The organism is Sphingobium naphthae (genome assembly GCF_043589935.1).
Lineage (GTDB): Bacteria > Pseudomonadota > Alphaproteobacteria > Sphingomonadales > Sphingomonadaceae > Sphingobium > Sphingobium naphthae_A.
The window spans coordinates 2206199-2222108 of the sequence record NZ_CP171454.1 but is presented as its reverse complement, the minus strand read 5'-3'; the positions used below and the strand labels follow the sequence as shown (position 1 = coordinate 2222108).

Here is a 15910-nt window from a genome sequence, read left to right as displayed (position 1 = left end):
TATAGTCATGACGGCGTTCGCTGCGCTAGCGCCGGTGGCGGCCAGGGGATTGGCCCGGAACTTCGGGGTCATGCCCGGCGGAGCCATATCCGGCCTGAAGGATGGCCGTGCTTGGGGATGGCGACTGAACAGTGTCTTCAGTGAGTTTTGACATAGCGAACGCAAGGATCATGTCTTGATCAACAACCGGCAATCCGGCCGTCGCAATCGCGGCCGGAACAATAACGGTCGTCCCAATGGTGGTAATAACCGGGGCGGCGGCGACAATGGCAACCGCATCGACAATCGCGCACGCGGCAATGCGGCCCAGCTGCTCGAAAAATACAAGAATATGGCGCGCGACGCGCAGATGGCCGGCGATCGCGTGAACGCCGAATATTATCTGCAGTTCGCCGATCATTATTTCCGCGTGCTCGCCGACAACCGCGCCCGTCAGGAGGAACAGCAGCAGCGCTTCCGCCGCAATGACGATGATTTCAGCGATGACGGCGATGATTTCGACGGCGCCGACTTCGGTCATGACGATGCGCGCGGCGACCAGGCCGAACGCGCCGGGCGCGATCCTGTTCGGGAACAGGCGCGCGACCAGGATCGCCGGCAGGATGAGCAGCGCGATGGCCGCGGCAATCGCCGCGACCGCAACCGCCGCGATCGCCTGTCCGGTGACGACGATAGCGCCCTGCGCCTGGAGCGCGGCGTCGAGGGTCCGGCCGGCACGCCCGCCGAAGCGATGAGCGATGCGGCCGACACGGCGCCCGAGGCCGATGCGCCCAAGCCGCGTCGCGGCCGTCCGCGCAAGGCAGACGCGGTCAAGGCGGACGACGCGCAGGGGCTCGATGCCGCCATCCTGCCGCCTTCGATCGCGCGCGCCGACAATGACCCCGATGCGGAGGATGAGGATGCGCCCAAGAAGCGCACCCGCCGCCCCCGCGCTAAGGCGGCCGAAGCCGCCGAATAAGCGCCCTGTGTGCTGGAAAGGGCGAGGATTGGGAGGGAGATCCCCGATCCTCGCTGCCCAGACTGCAGGCTTCCTCTATTTTTTGATGGTGCTGTCTTTCGCGGGCGCGATCGGCGCGATCTTGCAGCCCTTGGCGCTGGCGAGGCCGCGCATATAGCCTCGCCGCGCGATGCCAGCGGTCACAGCCGCCTGCAACCGGCGCTCGGCCGGGGCGGCGCCGCTGATTTCGCGCACCAGCCCGCGGAATGGGATCAGCGAGTTGACGACGGTCTTGCCGACTGCCTCCGCGATCTTGCCGGTGCGGTCTTCATTGGCTTCCTTGCTGGCCGTGAAATCGTCACCCAATACAGCGTCGAGTGCGCCCAGTTCCCGGTTCAGCCCCTTGCAACTGCGGCTGGCCGGGGCAGCATAGGGATTGGCGACCGCCTTGGTCAACTCAGGCGGGATCTCGTCCTTGTCGAGGCCGATGTCGCGGGCTGGCTGGCTTGCGATCTTCCCGGCCTTGTCCAGTGTATCGTCCTTCTTCGCCTTGTCCTGCGCCATCGCTGTTCCCGACAGCAGCAGGGTTGCCATGATGGCGATTATGGTTGGTTTCATGTTGGTTTTTCCTCCGCCTCGCAAAACAGGCAAGGTCGGCATCTGGTTCCTCAACCGAAACGACATGGCGGCAGACAGGGCGCAAAGGCGCTGATATGCGAAAGCGATCCGCCAGGGAGGCCTCTTTGTCCGAAAGCCGTTTCACCATCCATTCCGCCAGCCTGTCGGCGGAGATCGAGCCGCTGGGCGCGGAGCTCTGTTCGCTGCGGGACGCGCAGGGACGCGAACTGATGACCGACGCCGATCCGCGCTGGTGGACGGGCCACGCGCCCTTGCTCTTTCCCTTTGTCGGGCGGTCCAGGGGCGATGTCTATCGGCTGGACGCGCATGAATATGCGATGCCGCAGCATGGCTTTGCCCGGCGCAAATCCTTCGCGCTGGAGGAGCAGGCCGACGATCGCATCCTGCTGCGGCTGGACGCAGATGTGACGACGCGCGCCATCTATCCGTTCGACTTCCGGCTCGACATGGGATTCGTGCTGGAGGATGCGACGCTGCGGATGACGGCGACGATCACCAATATGGGCGAGGCGCGCATGCCCTTCTCCTTCGGCTATCATCCCGCCTTCGCCTGGCCGCTGCCCTATGGCGGCGATGTCGAGGCGCATCGCATCCGTTTCGCCGAGGCCGAGCCGGCCCCGATCCGCAAGGTGGGCGCGGAGCCGGGCCTGATCGCGGCCGAACCCGTGCCGTCACCGATAGAAGGCGATTGCCTTGCGCCGACACACGCAATGTTCGAAGCGGACGCGCTGATCTGGGACGATTTGAACAGCCGGTCGCTGACCTGGGGCGTGCCCGGCCAGCCGCATCTGAAGATCGATTTTCCCGATATGCCCTGGCTTGGCCTGTGGCAGAAGCCGGGCGCCCATTATCTGTGCATAGAACCCTGGGCGGGCATGGCCGATCCGGTCGGCTTTGACGGCGATGTGTGGGACAAGCCGGGGATCATGGCGTTGCTGCCGGGGGATAGTCGATCCTTCCGCATGGACGTGACGCTGGTCGGCGTGTAACGGGCGCGCATATAGGAAATCCGTTCGGGCCAAGCCTGTCGAAGCCTTCTTCCCTTGGGGAAGAAAGTGCAGCCCTTCGACAGGCTCAGGGCGAACGGGCATAGCTACTGCTGGACCGAACATGACCATCCCATCCCGCCGCACCTTTGCCATCATCTCGCACCCCGACGCGGGCAAGACGACCCTCACTGAAAAGCTGCTGCTGGAAGGCGGCGCCATCCATCTGGCCGGCGAGGTCAAGGCGCGCGGGGCGAACCGGCGCGCGCGGTCGGACTGGATGAAGATCGAGCAGCAGCGCGGCATTTCCGTTACATCATCGGTCATGACGTTCGAGCGGACGCGCGATGGCGAGACGATCACCTTCAACCTGCTCGACACGCCGGGCCATGAGGATTTCAGCGAGGACACCTATCGCACGCTGACCGCGGTGGATTCCGCCGTCATGGTGATCGACGCGGCCAAGGGCATCGAGCCGCAGACACGCAAGCTGTTCGAGGTGTGCCGGCTGCGCAACGTGCCGATCATCACCTTCGTCAACAAGGTGGACCGCGAGGGCCGCGAGGTGTTCGGGCTGCTCGATGAAGTGGCGGACCAGCTGCAGCTCGATGTCTGCCCGATGAGCTGGCCCGCCGGCATGGGGGGCGAGTTCGAGGGCATCTATGACTTTGCCACCAAGCGCCTGCGCCAGCCGAGCGGCCCCTCGCGCGAGTTTGAGGGCAAGGAGAGCGTCGTTTCCGGGCTGGACGACCCGAAGCTGGCCGAACTGCTGTCCGCCCAGGCGCTGGAGCGGTTGCGCGAGGAGGCGGAGCTGGCGCAGGGCGGCTATGCCGAGTTCGACCTGGAGCGCTATCGCGCCGGCGACCTGACCCCGGTCTATTTCGGATCGGCGCTCAAGCTGTTCGGCGTCACCGAGCTGATCGACGCGCTGGGCCAGCATGCCCCGCCGCCCCGCGCGCAGCCGGCCGAGCCCGCGCCGGTCGAGCCCGAGCAGAGCGAAGTCACCGGCTTCATCTTCAAGGTGCAGGCGAACATGGACCCGATGCACCGCGACCGCATCGCTTTCATGCGGCTGTGTTCCGGCAAGTTCCGGCGCGGCATGAAGCTGACGCCGAGCGGGTCGGGCAAGCCGCTGGCCGTCCATTCGCCGATCCTCTTCTTCGCCCAGGATCGCGAGCTGGCGGACGAGGCCTTTCCCGGCGACATCATCGGCATTCCCAATCATGGCGCGCTGCGCGTGGGCGACACGCTGAGCGAGAAGCCGGGGCTGCGCTTCACCGGCCTGCCCAATTTCGCGCCCGAAATCCTGCGCCGCGTCGCGCTCAAGGACCCGACCAAGACCAAGCAGCTGCGCAAGGCGCTGGACGACCTGTCGGAAGAAGGCGTCATCCAGGTCTTCTACCCCGAGATCGGCAGCCAGTGGATCGTCGGCGTGGTCGGGCAGCTGCAGCTGGAAGTGCTGATCAGCCGGCTGGAGGCGGAATATAAGGTCGCCGCCGGGCTGGAGCCTTCGCCCTTCGACACGGCGCGGTGGATCAGCGGCGACGAGGCGGCGATCAAGGATCTGGTCGCCTATAATGGCGCCAACATGGCCAAGGACCGGGACGGCAATCTGGTGTTCATGGCCAAGAGCGCCTGGGACATCGGCTATCAGCAGGAACGCCATCCCAAGGTAAAGTTCAGCGCCACCCGCGAGCGCTAGGCCGACAGCGAAGCCGACATGTGTGCGGTTTTGTCGATTGATGAGGGGAATGCGCGCGGGGCGGCCATTGGTGACTTCAAATCACCAATGGCGCTGGTTCAGGCGGCGACCCAGTCGCGGCGCAGCGCCTTGCCGGCCAGCGCCATGAAGAGGCCGGCGAGCAGATAGAAGCCCAGCGCGGCGACGATGGCGTAGCGCAGCGCCTCCTGCCCGTAAGCGGGCGTCAGCGCATCCGAAAGGCTGCCCACCGCCCAGCTGCCAAGGCCAAGCCCGACCAGATTGTTGATCAGCAGGAAGGTCGCCGACGCGCTGGCGCGCATATGGGCGGGGACGAGATGCTGGACGGCGGTCAGCACCGGGCCGAGCCAGACATAGACCAGCGCCTGGGGGACAAGGAACAGGGCGAAAGCGAAGCCGACGCTGTCGGACAGCACGCCGATCACGAAGAGCGGCATGCCGATGACATAGCTGACCGCCGGCACCCAGGCATAATAGGCCCTGTCGCGTCCGCCCAGCCGATCGCCCAGAAAGCCGCCGAGCAGCACGCCCGCCACCCCGCCCAGCAGCAGCAATCCGCCCAGAAACTGACCCGCGCCCAGAAGGTCGAGGCCGAAGCTGCGCATCAGCAGGCTGGGCAGCCAGAAGGCGACGCCATAGCCGCACATGGAACTGCACGCCGCGCCCAGCGCCAGGAACCAGAAGCCGCGCTTGGCCGCGAGGATGCCGAAGACGGCGCCGACCGGGACCGGGGCTCCGCTCTGCACCGGCCGGGCGGGCTCGCGCACGACGAGGCGGAAGATCGGCGCCATGACGAGGCCGAGCAAGCCGACCACGATGAAGGCAGTGCGCCATTCGACCGTCTGCGCGATATAGCCGCCCAGCAGCACGCCGCCCGCCGAGCCGAGCGGGATGCCGAGCGAGTAGATGGAGAGCGCGCGGGCGCGCTGGTGCGGCGGGAAATAGTCGGAGATGACGGCATAGGAGGGCGCGACCCCGCCGGCTTCGCCCACGCCCACGCCGATGCGGAAGAGGAAGAGCTGCAGGAAGCTGGAGGCGAGGCCGCACAGCGCGGTGAAGCCGGACCAGACCGCCAGGCTGACGGTGATGACCCAGGTGCGGCTGGTGCGATCGGCGAGCAGCGCCAGGGGGATTGCCAGCGTCGAATAGAGCAAGGCGAAGGCGATGCCGCCCAGCGCGCCGAGCTGCGTATCGCTGAGGCCGAGGTCCGCCTTGATCGGCACGGCGAGGATGCCCAGGATCTGCCGGTCGAGGAAGTTGAAGGTGTAGACCAGCAACAGCATCGCCAGCACGACGGCGCGGTATCGGGGGGATGCGGTTTGTTCGGTCATGGCTTGCACCCATCTCCGTTCAGTTCGAGCTTGTCGAGAACCATTGCGCGAAGGGTTCTCGACAAGCTCGAATCGAACGGAGGGTACTCATCAGAACTTCACCGACCCGGTGACGAACACTTGCCGGGGATTGCCGTAGAAGGCGGTCAGCGTGCCTTCGCGGCCGAGCGACGGGGTGGGGAAGCCCGCGGCATTGTTGACGATCGCGCCGGTCACCGGATTGGCGGCGACGAAGGTATAGCCCGAGGTCTTATATTCCTTGTCGAGGATATTCTTGCCGTGGAGGCCGATGCTCCAGCGGTCGTCGGGCGCGGTGTAGACGATGCTGGCGTCCCACAGGGCATAGCCCTTCTGGTCGATATAGGGATTGGGGATTTCGAACTGATAGGTCTTGGACCGCCACGACACCGTGGTTCCGGCATAGAGGCTGCCATCGCCCACCGGCGTCGTGTAGCTGAGCGTGCCGCTGGCCGTCCATTTGGGCGTGTTCTGCACTTCGCGATAGTCGGCGACGTCGGTCGGCACGCCCGCGATGTTGGTGATATATTCGTCATATTGCGCGTCGATATAGCCGACCGCGGTCTGGAGGTTCAGCCGGTCGCCCGGCGCCATCAGGTCGCGGCCGAGGCGCGCATTGCTTTCGAATTCCACGCCCTTGAACGTCGCCTTGCCCGCATTGGACACGACCCCGCAGAAGGAGGGGATGCCGCCGACGTCGCAGGCGACGGAGCCGGGAATCTGCACATCCTTGTAATCGGCATAGAAGCCGGCGACCGCGACATAGAGCGCGCCGTCCATCAGATCGCCCTTGTAGCCGACCTCATAGCTGTCGACTTCCTCCGGCGCGAAGCTGAGGAAGGCGGCGACTTCGCTGTCCTGGCGGATGCCGTCGCCATTGAGATCGGGCGCGTTGACGCCGACGCCGCGCGGATCGAAGCCGCCGCCCTTGAAGCCCTTTGACCAGCTGGCGTAGATATTGTGATCGGGCGTGGGCTTGTAGCTGACCGACAGGCGCGGCGTGAATTTCTTGAAGTCGCTTTCGCCCCGGAAATCCGTGCCCGGCGCGCCAAAGGCGACGCCCGCGCCGCCGAAGACGGGGGAGCCGCCGCCGAGATAATTTTGCCGCACTATGTCGGCGCGCCGTTCGTCCCAGGTGTAGCGGCCGCCGGCCGAGAGGCTGAGCTGGTCGGAAATGTCGAAGGTGACGTCGCCGAAAATGGCGTAGGTTTGGGTATCGACATTGGCCTCGGTATAGGCGGTAAGGCCGGGGACGGTGGTGAAGAGGCGCACGTCGAACTGGGTGTCGGCCCTGGCATCCAGATAATAGAAGCCGATCATGCCATGGATCGGCCCCTTGTCGTAGAGCAGCTGGAATTCCTGGCTCAGCTGCTCGTTGAAATAATAGGCCGGCACGTCGACGTCGACAGCGGGCAGCGCGTCGAAGTCGATCGGGGAGGCGCTGTCATCCTTGCGCCAGGCGCTGATCGAGCGCAGCGTCACGGCGTCGGACAGTTCGGCCGTGATGTTCATCGAAAGGCCGTAGGATTCCACATATTGCCTGGGATCGGCCAGGCCCCCGCGCGTGTCGAACACATCGTCCAGCACGGGCGCGCCGGACACCTGCCCCGGGATCAGCCGGTGGCCGCCCCGCGCATTGCTGTTGTCCTTGGTATAGTCGCCGGTGATGCGCATCAGCACCGGCTGCCCATAGCCGCCCATTTCGAACGTGGCGCGGCCGGCCCAGATATCCTTGTTGTAATTATCCTCACCGGTGGTCAGATTTTCGCCGAAGCCGCCGCGCGACAGGCGCGCGAGGGCGCCGCCGACACGGACGAGGTCGCCGATCGGGGCCGACGCGCTGATGATGCCGTCGGCCTGATCATAGCTGCCATAGCTGCCCTTCAGCTTCAGCGAAAATTCCTGCGGCAGCATGCGGGTCACATATTTGACCGCACCGCCGATGGTGTTGCGGCCATAAAGCGTGCCTTGCGGCCCGCGCAGCACCTCGATCCGTTCGACATCGTAAATATCGAGCAGCGCCCCCTGCGGCCGGTTGAGATAGACATCGTCGAGATAGATGCCGACCCCCTGTTCGAAGCCGGACACGGGGTCCTGCTGGCCCACGCCGCGGATGAAGGCGGTGAGCGTCGAATTGGTGCCGCGCGACGCCTCCAGCGTGGTGTTGGGCGTGACATTGGCGAGGTCGCTGATGTCCATCGCGCCGCTGCGTTCCAGCGCCGCGCTCGAAAAGGCGCTAACCGCGATCGGCACGCTGACCAGCGTTTCCTCGCGCCGGCGCGCGGTGACGACGATAGCGGCGCTGTCCTCCTCGCTCGCGGCGGCGGGCGGCGGCGCGTCTTGGGCCAAAGCGGGCAAGGCGGCAAGGCCGCTCCAGGCGGCGGAGGCGAGCGCGAGGGTGCGGATGGTCTGACGGGCCTTCATGGGGACTCCTCTCCTGAATCGGGAGCGTCCGGTCTGCCGGATCGCGTCCTTGATCCTGTTCGATAATGAAAGTTGAACCAGCTTTCAACTTGAAATAAGGAAGAGCCTGACGGCGCGGCAGGACTGCGGCAAAAAGAGCACAGGGACGGGAGATTGCATGACCGCTGGCGCGCCCGCGAAGGACGACAAGACGCCGCGCACCGCCCGGGGCGAGCGCACCCGCCGCGCGCTGCTGTCCGCGGCGGCGGAGGAATTTGGCGAGAAGGGATTTCACGACGGGTCGATCAGCGGCATCACCCGCCGGGCGGGCTGCGCGCTGGGCAGTTTCTACACCTATTTCGACAGCAAGGACGATATTTTTCGCGCGCTGGTCAACGACATGTCGGGGCAGGTGCGCGACTATGTGTCACCGCGGATCGCGCAGGCGCGCGACGGCATCGATGCCGAGCGGATCGGCCTGCTGAGCTTCCTGGAGTTTGCCCGGGCGCACAAGGAAATCTATCGCATCATCGATGAGGCGGAGTTTGTCGATCAGGCCGCCTATCGCGCCCATTATGAAAATACCGCCAGCCGCATGGCCGCGCGCCTGGCCAAGGCGGCGGGGCGCGGCGACGTGCGGGCGGATGTGGAGGATGTCCATGCCTGGGCGATCATGGGCATGAACGTGTTCCTGGGGCTGCGCTATGGCGTGTGGGACGACAGCCGCCCGGCCGAGGAGATCGCCGCCATCGCCAATGCGTTGGTCGAGCGGGGGATCGGCCGGACGGACTGACGCGGCCTTACCGCCCGCCAGGCGATTCCCCCTCCAGCCGCTGGCTGAAATAGACCATCTGCATCGCCTGCAGCCGCGCCCCCTGTTCGATGTCGGCGTCGCCCGAATGGCCGCCGGCGATGTCCTCGTAGAAATGATAGGGGATGCCATATTCCTTGAGGCGGGCCGCGAACTTGCGGGCATGTTGCGGGCCGACGCGGTCGTCCTTGGTCGTCGTCCAGATATAGGGGGTGGGATAGTCCACGCCCTTGCGGATGTTGGCATAGGGCGAAATGGTCTGGAGAAACGCCTTTTCCTCCGGCACCGACACGCTGCCATATTCATCGACCCAGGAGGCGCCGGCCGCAATCTGTTCGTAGCGGATCATGTCGAGCAGCGGCACCTGGATGACGACCGCGTTCCAGAGGTCGGGATGCTGGTTGAATTCCACTCCCATCAGCAGCCCGCCATTGGAGCCGCCATAGATGCCGAACTTCTCCGGGCTCGACAATTTGCGCGCGAAAATGTCCTGCGCGACCGCGGCGAAATCATCATAGATGATCTGCCTCTTGGTCTTGAGGCCCGCTTCGTGCCAGGCGGGGCCGAATTCGCCGCCGCCGCGGATATTGGCGAGCACGAAGCTGTTGCCCCGCTCCAGCCACAGCTTGCCGGTGATGGCGGCATAGCTGGGCGTCATCGGCACTTCAAAGCCGCCATAGGCGGTCATGATCGCGGGCGTCGATCCGTCCGCCTTCATGTCGTGCCGATGGACGATGAAATAGGGAATCCTGGTGCCGTCGCTGGACGTCGCCTCAAATTGCTCCACCACCAGCCCTTCGGCGTCGAAGCGCGCGGGCATGGCCTTGACCTGACGGGGCGCGGGGTTGGCGGCGTCGATCGCCCAGAGCGTCGTCGGCGCCAGGAAGCCCGCGACCGACAGATAGGCCTTGTCATTCTTGTCGCTGGCCGACGCGATCGAGATGGTGGCGTTGTCGGGCAGCTCCACCTGCTGCTTCGACCAGCCCTGCGCGCCGGGCGTCAGCACCATGACGCGGCCGCGCACATTGTCATTATAGGCCAGGATCACATGGCCCTTGGTCGCCGCGACGCCGTCGATCGACTGGCGGGGCGAGGGCGCGAACAGGATTTGCGGCTTCAGCGTCTCGCCCGATTGCAGCGCCTTCAGGGGCACGGCGGCGAGCGACCCGGTCGGCACGGTGACGCCGCCGCTTTCCCAGACTTCGCTGGTCTGGATCAGCACCTGGCCATTGACCATGCCCTGGAGATTGCTCTTGGCCGGCAGCGGCAGCTTGCGGACGCCCTGCGGCGTCACGAGGAAGGTTTCGTTGCCGAAGAAGGTGACGCCGCGATAGAGGAAGGCGGCGCGGTGGCCCGATCCGTCGGACAGGATGAGCGGGAAGGTGCCGACCTGGTCGCCGGGCTGGCCGCGATAGATTTCCTGCGCGCTCGACAGCGGCTGGCCGCGTTTCAGCGCTTTCACCACGAAGGGATAGCCCGACTTGGTCATCGTGCCCTCTCCCCAGTCGCGGGCGAGCAGGAGAGTGTCGCGGTCGAGCCAGGCTTCATTCTGCTTCGACGTGGGGATGGCGAAGCCATTGTCCACGAACTGGCCGGTCTGAAGGTCGAATTCGCGCAGGCTGACGGCATCCTCGCCGGCATCCGACAGGTTGATGAGCGCCAGCCGCTCTTCGGGATCGAGGATGGACGCGCCCTTCCACACCCATTTTTTGCCTTCCGCCTTGGACAGGGCGTCAAGGTCGAGCACGGTGGTCCATCGCGGCGCGTCGCTGGCATAGTCGGCCTCGCTGGTCCAGCGCCAGATGCCCTGCGGATGATCGGCGTCGCGCCAGAAATTATAGATGCGGCCATGGACCTGCATCGGCATGGCGATGCGGTCCTTGGCCGAGGCGATGGCGAGCGCGTCGCGATAATAGCCGGCATAGCGCGGATCGTTGTGGAAAGCCGCCTCCGTCGCCGCATTTTCCTGCTCCACCCACTGCATGGCGCGCGGGCCGGTCCAGTCCTCCAGCCAGATATAGGGGTCGTCGGCCGGGTTGGGCGCAGGATTGGCGGCGGGCGCGGACGGCGCGCCGGCGCCGCTCAGCAGGGCAGCGGAAACCAAAGTCAACATCCTCTTCATCGCGTCATTCCCCCCTGGGCATCAGCAGCCGCCCCCGTCGATAGCGTCGCCGCAGCACGGCCGCCGCGACCAGAAAAGGTAATGCGGCGGCGATCAGCATGATCCCCAGCAGGCTGGGCGACCAGCCAAAAATCGCGTGCAGGTCGAGCGCGGACGGCAGGATCATCAGCAGCGCGCCGGCGGTCAGGAGCCACAGCCCCCAGCGGCGCGGCCGCACCGCAATCATGCGCATTTCGTGGCGAAAGGCCTTGCGCCCGGCCTTGGTGCCGAGATCGGGGATCGTGCTGTGGGTCATAAGCTGCTGGACCTTGTGCCGCGACGCCCCTATGATGTCCAGCATCCCCGGGGGACCGTCCACAGACGGTTGAGAGGCGGCTGATGTGGCTGCGACCCGCTGAACCTGATCCGGCTGACACCGGCGTAGGGAGGGTAAGCGCGCCGTGACACCGCCCGCACTCTCTTTCCGCCCGAAGGAGAGTTATCATGGCAGACGTCGATTCCTTGATTGAGCGGGCTTCCGCTGCAAGCCCTGTGGCTCGCACCGAAATGCGCGTCACCACCGGACCCATTCGCGGGTCGCGCAAGATCCATGTTGGCCCGCTCAAGGTCGCGATGCGCGAAATCGATCTGGAGCCTTCCAGCGGCGAACCGCCGGTACGCGTCTACGACACGTCCGGGCCCTATACCGATCCGGATGCCCGCATCGACATCATGGCGGGCCTGCCTGCGTTGCGCCGCGACTGGATCATCGGCCGGGGCGATGTGGAAGCCTATGACGCCCGCGCGGTGAAGCCTGAGGATAATGGCCTCAAAGGGCCCGATCGAACCGGTGGCGTCCAGCCTTTCCCCAATGTCGTCAAGCGCCCGCTGCGCGCGAAGGCGGGCGGGAATGTGTCGCAGATGCATTATGCCCGCCGCGGCATCATCACGCCGGAAATGGAATATGTCGCCGAGCGCGAGAATCTGGGCCGCGCGCGCCTCGCCGAATATGTCCGCGACGGGCACAGCTTCGGCGCGTCCATTCCTGACTATGTGACGCCCGAATTCGTCCGTGACGAAGTGGCGCGCGGCCGCGCCATCATCCCGTCGAACATCAACCACCCCGAAAGCGAGCCGATGGCGATCGGCCGCAACTTCCTGGTCAAGATCAACGCCAATATCGGCAACAGCGCCGTCGCGTCCGACGTGGCGTCCGAGGTCGACAAGCTGGTCTGGTCGATCCGCTGGGGCGCGGACACGGTCATGGACCTGTCGACCGGCCGCAACATCCACGACACGCGCGAATGGATCTTGCGCAACTCGCCCGTGCCGATCGGCACCGTTCCCATCTATCAGGCGCTGGAAAAGGTCGGCGGCATCGCCGAGGAACTGACCTGGGACATTTTCCGCGACACGCTGATCGAACAGGCCGAGCAGGGCGTCGACTATTTCACCATCCATGCGGGCGTGCGCCTGGCCTATATCCCGATGGCGGCCAAGCGCGTCACCGGGATCGTGTCGCGGGGCGGGTCGATCATGGCGAAATGGTGCCTGGCGCACCACAAGGAGAGCTTCCTCTACGATCATTTCGACGAGATCACCGAGATCATGAAGGCCTATGACATCGCCTACAGTCTGGGCGATGGCCTGCGTCCCGGCTCAATCGCCGACGCCAATGACGAAGCACAATTTTCCGAACTCTACACGCTGGGCGAACTGACTCACCGCGCGTGGAAACAGGATGTGCAGGTGATGATCGAAGGGCCGGGCCATGTGCCCATGCACAAGATCAAGGAGAATATGGACAAGCAGCTGCAGGTCTGCGGCGAAGCCCCCTTCTACACGCTGGGGCCGCTCACCACCGACATCGCGCCGGGCTATGACCATATCACCAGCGCGATCGGCGCGGCGCAGATCGGCTGGTACGGCACGGCGATGCTCTGCTACGTCACGCCAAAGGAGCATCTGGGCCTGCCCGACCGCGATGATGTGAAGGTCGGCGTCGTCACCTACAAGCTGGCTGCCCATGCCGCCGACCTCGCCAAGGGGCATCCGGCCGCCAAGGTGCGCGACGACGCGCTGTCGCGGGCGCGGTTCGAGTTTCGCTGGCGCGACCAGTTCAACCTCAGCCTCGATCCCGACACGGCCGAACAATATCATGACCAGACGCTGCCGGCCGAAGGCGCCAAGACCGCCCATTTTTGCTCCATGTGCGGCCCCAAATTCTGCTCGATGAAGATCACGCAGGAAGTGCGCGACTTCGCCGCCAGGAAGAATCAGCCGGCGGACCGTTTCCTGGAAGCGGGCCTGACCGGCGCGGAAGTGGCGCAAGCCAGCAAGGCCGCGGCGCTCAAGGGGATGGAGGAGATGAGCAAGCTGTTCAAGGACAGCGGCAGCGAACTCTATATGGGCGCCGGCGGGCGCGAGCATGACTGAGCGGTCTTATGCTTTCCCTTGATCCAAAGTCCGCTCGCAGGGCGGTATCAAGGTCAGCTTAGGCTGCCATTTTGCCGGTGGGGACGATGCGTCGGTCCCCACCCGATGCTTTTCCAGCGCCTTGCGTATCACGGGGGCGGAGTCCCCCGCAGGGGACAGACTTTGCGCGGCGCCCGGGGGACAGAAGCCATATTCCCGCCCATATCGCCTTATCCTGTCGCGGAGCCGGCAAAAGCTGTCTAATCGAACAACAGGCGCGGGCCGAGAGGGTTCGCGCCACAACAGAGTCTCGAAGGAATATGCGTCCCCAGTGTCGTTCCCGCCCGATCATCCGCAGATTTTACTGGCCCGGGGCGCGAGCGCCGAGTTGTTCGACCTGGGCGAGGGCAGGGTGCTGAAGCTCTTTCATGACTCGGTGTCCGATGAAATGATCGCGCGGGAAATGGAAGCCTCAATCCACGCCGAGAGCCGCGGCGTGCCGACGGCCGCCGCCGTCCAGGGTGCCGACCGCGGAGGGCGTCGCGGGATTATCTATCCTCGTTTGCACGGACCCACAGCGATGGACTGGATCCGCCGCCATCCCGGCCGCGCAGGATGGATGCTGGACCAGCTGGGCGCACTGCAAAATCTGATGCACAGCAAGGATGGCGGATCACTGCGTCGGTTGAAACAGGTATTGGCGACCGACATCAGCCACGGCCCGGCGCCGCTCTCCCTGCAACAGGCGGCAATTGCCTATCTGGATGATCTGCCCGATGGGGAGCAATTGACGCATGGAGATTTGCACCTCGGCAATGTCATGGTGACAATGGACGGGTTGAAGATCATCGACTGGTCCAAGGCCGCGAAGGGACATCCGGCGGCAGATGCCGTTCGGTCGGAGATGCTGATGCGGTTTGGCATCGGGCCCAACGACTGGATCACCAACATCTGGCGCGACTGGGCGGCGGCACGGTCGCGCAAAGCCTATCTCGCCGTCGCGGTCGCGACGGCCGGGGATGTCGCGCGATGGCGGCCGATCGTGGCGCTGGCCTGGCTGCGCGCGCGCAACGCAGGCCGCACCCCCACATTCCTGCGCTATCTCGACGAGGCTCTCCGGAAAAACGGGATCGGATCGCTGAATCAAGGGACGGCTGCGGCACGGCGCGACCATCGAAGATCCAGACGCGGTTAGCCGGGGAGGGGTGCTGGGCGCGGTCTCGTCCTAGATGCGCGCCGGCGTGCGCACCCGGGATGAGGCTGCGCTTGGGTCAATCGGAACCGAACAAGTCGCGCGTGAAAATCTTGTCCGCAACATCTTCCATTTCGGGCGTCATGCGATTGGCGATGATGACGTCGCATTGCTGCTTGAAGCTGTCCAGATCGCGAATGACCTTGGAGCTGAAAAATTCCTCTTCCTGCATCGCGGGTTCATAGATGACGACTTCAATGCCCTTGGCCTTGATCCGCTTCATGATGCCTTGGATGGACGACTGCCGGAAATTGTCGGACCCGGACTTCATCACCAGGCGAAAAACTCCCACCGTGCGGGGACTTTTGGCGATGATCTGATCAGCAAGAAAATCCTTGCGCGTCCGATTGGCGTCCACGATCGCGCGGATCAGATTCTGCGGCACTTCCGAATAATTGGCCAGAAGCTGCTTTGTATCCTTCGGCAGGCAATAACCGCCATAGCCGAAGCTAGGATTATTGTAATGCGCTCCGATCCGCGGATCCAATCCGACGCCGACGATGATCTGACGCGAGTCCATGCCATGGGCGATGGCATAGCTGTCCAGTTCATTGAAGAAGGCCACCCGCATCGCCAGGTAGGTGTTGGCGAAGAGCTTGATCGCCTCGGCTTCGCTGGGGTCAGTGAAGAGGACTTCGACGTCCTTCTTGACCGCGCCCTGCACGAGCAGGTCGGCGAAAATGCGTGCACGTTCGGAACGTTCGCCGACGATGATCCGCGACGGGTGAAGATTGTCGTGGAGCGCCTTCCCCTCGCGGAGAAACTCGGGGCTGAAAATAACGTTGGTCGTGCCGAGTCGCTGACGAACATCGTTCACAAAGCCGACGGGAATGGTCGACTTGATCACGATTGTCGCATCAGGATTGATCGCCTGCGCAGTCTGTATCACCGCCTCAACCGACGAGGTGTCGAACTTGTTGTTGTTGACGTCATAGTCGGTCGGCGTCGCGACGATGACATAATCCGCGCCGATCAGGGCCTCGCTTGGCTCCTGCGTGGCTTTCAGATCGAGCGGACGCGTCGCGAGAAACGCCTGCAATTCAGCATCGATGATCGGAGATTTGCGCGCGTTGAGCAGGTTCACTCGCTCCGCGGTTATGTCGACCGCCACCACCTCATTATGCTGGGCCAGCAGGACAGCATTGGACAGGCCCACATATCCCAGGCCAAAAACCGCGATCTTCATGACTTGATATTCCCTGCAACAGCTGAAGGTGGAACTCGCGCCGGAAAAAGCGAAGGAGAGACGTCGGAGCGATGCACTTGACTCATGGCGAACCCCAGGGGGTCACGCGCT

12 protein-coding genes and 1 riboswitch are annotated in these 15910 nt (G+C 64.7%); of the genes, 6 read left to right on the top strand and 6 right to left on the bottom strand.

The window, feature by feature from the left end:
- The first annotated feature begins 175 nt into the window (after positions 1-175).
- The gene (locus ACGGKE_RS11045; protein WP_394437807.1) at positions 176-958 is read left to right on the top strand and encodes a DUF4167 domain-containing protein; all 783 of its coding nucleotides are present in this window, start codon (positions 176-178) and stop codon (positions 956-958) included.
- 75 nt (positions 959-1033) lie between these two features.
- On the opposite strand, the gene ACGGKE_RS11040 is transcribed toward ACGGKE_RS11045, so the two are convergent.
- Complete coding sequence (locus ACGGKE_RS11040; protein ID WP_394437805.1) at positions 1034-1555, bottom strand: hypothetical protein; 522 nt, start codon at positions 1553-1555, stop codon at positions 1034-1036.
- Between the two features lie 125 nt (positions 1556-1680).
- Between ACGGKE_RS11040 and ACGGKE_RS11035 the strand changes: the two genes are divergently transcribed.
- Together ACGGKE_RS11035 and ACGGKE_RS11030 are read left to right on the top strand one after the other, a co-directional pair.
- A complete protein-coding gene (locus tag ACGGKE_RS11035) occupies positions 1681-2565 on the top strand; it encodes an aldose 1-epimerase family protein (RefSeq protein WP_394437803.1) in 885 nt (294 codons plus the stop codon).
- A gap of 121 nt (positions 2566-2686) precedes the next feature.
- A complete protein-coding gene (locus ACGGKE_RS11030; protein ID WP_394437801.1) occupies positions 2687-4264 on the top strand; it encodes a peptide chain release factor 3 in 1578 nt (525 codons plus the stop codon).
- 98 nt (positions 4265-4362) lie between these two features.
- On the opposite strand, the gene ACGGKE_RS11025 is transcribed toward ACGGKE_RS11030, so the two are convergent.
- On the bottom strand, positions 4363-5613 hold the full coding sequence (locus ACGGKE_RS11025; protein WP_394437797.1) for a spinster family MFS transporter: 1251 nt from the start codon (positions 5611-5613) through the stop codon (positions 4363-4365).
- A 90-nt stretch (positions 5614-5703) separates the two neighbouring features.
- Positions 5704-8055, bottom strand: coding sequence for a TonB-dependent receptor (locus ACGGKE_RS11020; RefSeq protein WP_394437794.1), 2352 nt, complete (start codon positions 8053-8055; stop codon positions 5704-5706).
- Between the two features lie 157 nt (positions 8056-8212).
- On the opposite strand from ACGGKE_RS11020, the gene ACGGKE_RS11015 reads away from it, so the two are divergent.
- Positions 8213-8827 (top strand): TetR/AcrR family transcriptional regulator, encoded by a 615-nt coding sequence (locus ACGGKE_RS11015; RefSeq protein ID WP_394437792.1) that lies wholly within the window; start codon positions 8213-8215, stop codon positions 8825-8827.
- Between the two features lie 7 nt (positions 8828-8834).
- On the opposite strand, the gene ACGGKE_RS11010 is transcribed toward ACGGKE_RS11015, so the two are convergent.
- Together ACGGKE_RS11010 and ACGGKE_RS11005 are read right to left on the bottom strand one after the other, a co-directional pair.
- A complete protein-coding gene (locus tag ACGGKE_RS11010; protein WP_394437790.1) occupies positions 8835-10967 on the bottom strand; it encodes a prolyl oligopeptidase family protein in 2133 nt (710 codons plus the stop codon).
- Between the two features lie 4 nt (positions 10968-10971).
- A complete protein-coding gene (locus ACGGKE_RS11005; protein WP_394437788.1) occupies positions 10972-11262 on the bottom strand; it encodes a hypothetical protein in 291 nt (96 codons plus the stop codon).
- A 38-nt stretch (positions 11263-11300) separates the two neighbouring features.
- Positions 11301-11411, top strand: a riboswitch (TPP riboswitch).
- A 102-nt stretch (positions 11412-11513) separates the two neighbouring features.
- Between ACGGKE_RS11005 and thiC the strand changes: the two genes are divergently transcribed.
- On the top strand, positions 11514-13382 hold the full coding sequence (gene thiC, locus ACGGKE_RS11000; protein WP_394441909.1) for a phosphomethylpyrimidine synthase ThiC: 1869 nt from the start codon (positions 11514-11516) through the stop codon (positions 13380-13382).
- Between the two features lie 310 nt (positions 13383-13692).
- On the top strand, positions 13693-14556 hold the full coding sequence (locus ACGGKE_RS10995; protein WP_394437786.1) for a phosphotransferase family protein: 864 nt from the start codon (positions 13693-13695) through the stop codon (positions 14554-14556).
- Between the two features lie 76 nt (positions 14557-14632).
- On the opposite strand, the gene ACGGKE_RS10990 is transcribed toward ACGGKE_RS10995, so the two are convergent.
- A complete protein-coding gene (locus ACGGKE_RS10990) occupies positions 14633-15799 on the bottom strand; it encodes a nucleotide sugar dehydrogenase (RefSeq protein WP_394437784.1) in 1167 nt (388 codons plus the stop codon).
- Positions 15800-15910 lie beyond the last annotated feature (111 nt).

Coding starts and splice junctions, on each gene's coding strand:
- ACGGKE_RS11040 (WP_394437805.1), bottom strand. CDS start 1,555: ATGAAACCAACCATAATCGCCATCATGGCAACCCTGCTGCTGTCGGGA.
- ACGGKE_RS11030 (WP_394437801.1), top strand. CDS start 2,687: ATGACCATCCCATCCCGCCGCACCTTTGCCATCATCTCGCACCCCGAC.
- ACGGKE_RS11025 (WP_394437797.1), bottom strand. CDS start 5,613: ATGACCGAACAAACCGCATCCCCCCGATACCGCGCCGTCGTGCTGGCG.
- ACGGKE_RS11020 (WP_394437794.1), bottom strand. CDS start 8,055: ATGAAGGCCCGTCAGACCATCCGCACCCTCGCGCTCGCCTCCGCCGCC.
- ACGGKE_RS11015 (WP_394437792.1), top strand. CDS start 8,213: ATGACCGCTGGCGCGCCCGCGAAGGACGACAAGACGCCGCGCACCGCC.
- ACGGKE_RS11010 (WP_394437790.1), bottom strand. CDS start 10,967: ATGAAGAGGATGTTGACTTTGGTTTCCGCTGCCCTGCTGAGCGGCGCC.
- ACGGKE_RS11005 (WP_394437788.1), bottom strand. CDS start 11,262: ATGACCCACAGCACGATCCCCGATCTCGGCACCAAGGCCGGGCGCAAG.
- thiC (WP_394441909.1), top strand. CDS start 11,514: ATGCGCGTCACCACCGGACCCATTCGCGGGTCGCGCAAGATCCATGTT.
- ACGGKE_RS10990 (WP_394437784.1), bottom strand. CDS start 15,799: ATGAAGATCGCGGTTTTTGGCCTGGGATATGTGGGCCTGTCCAATGCT.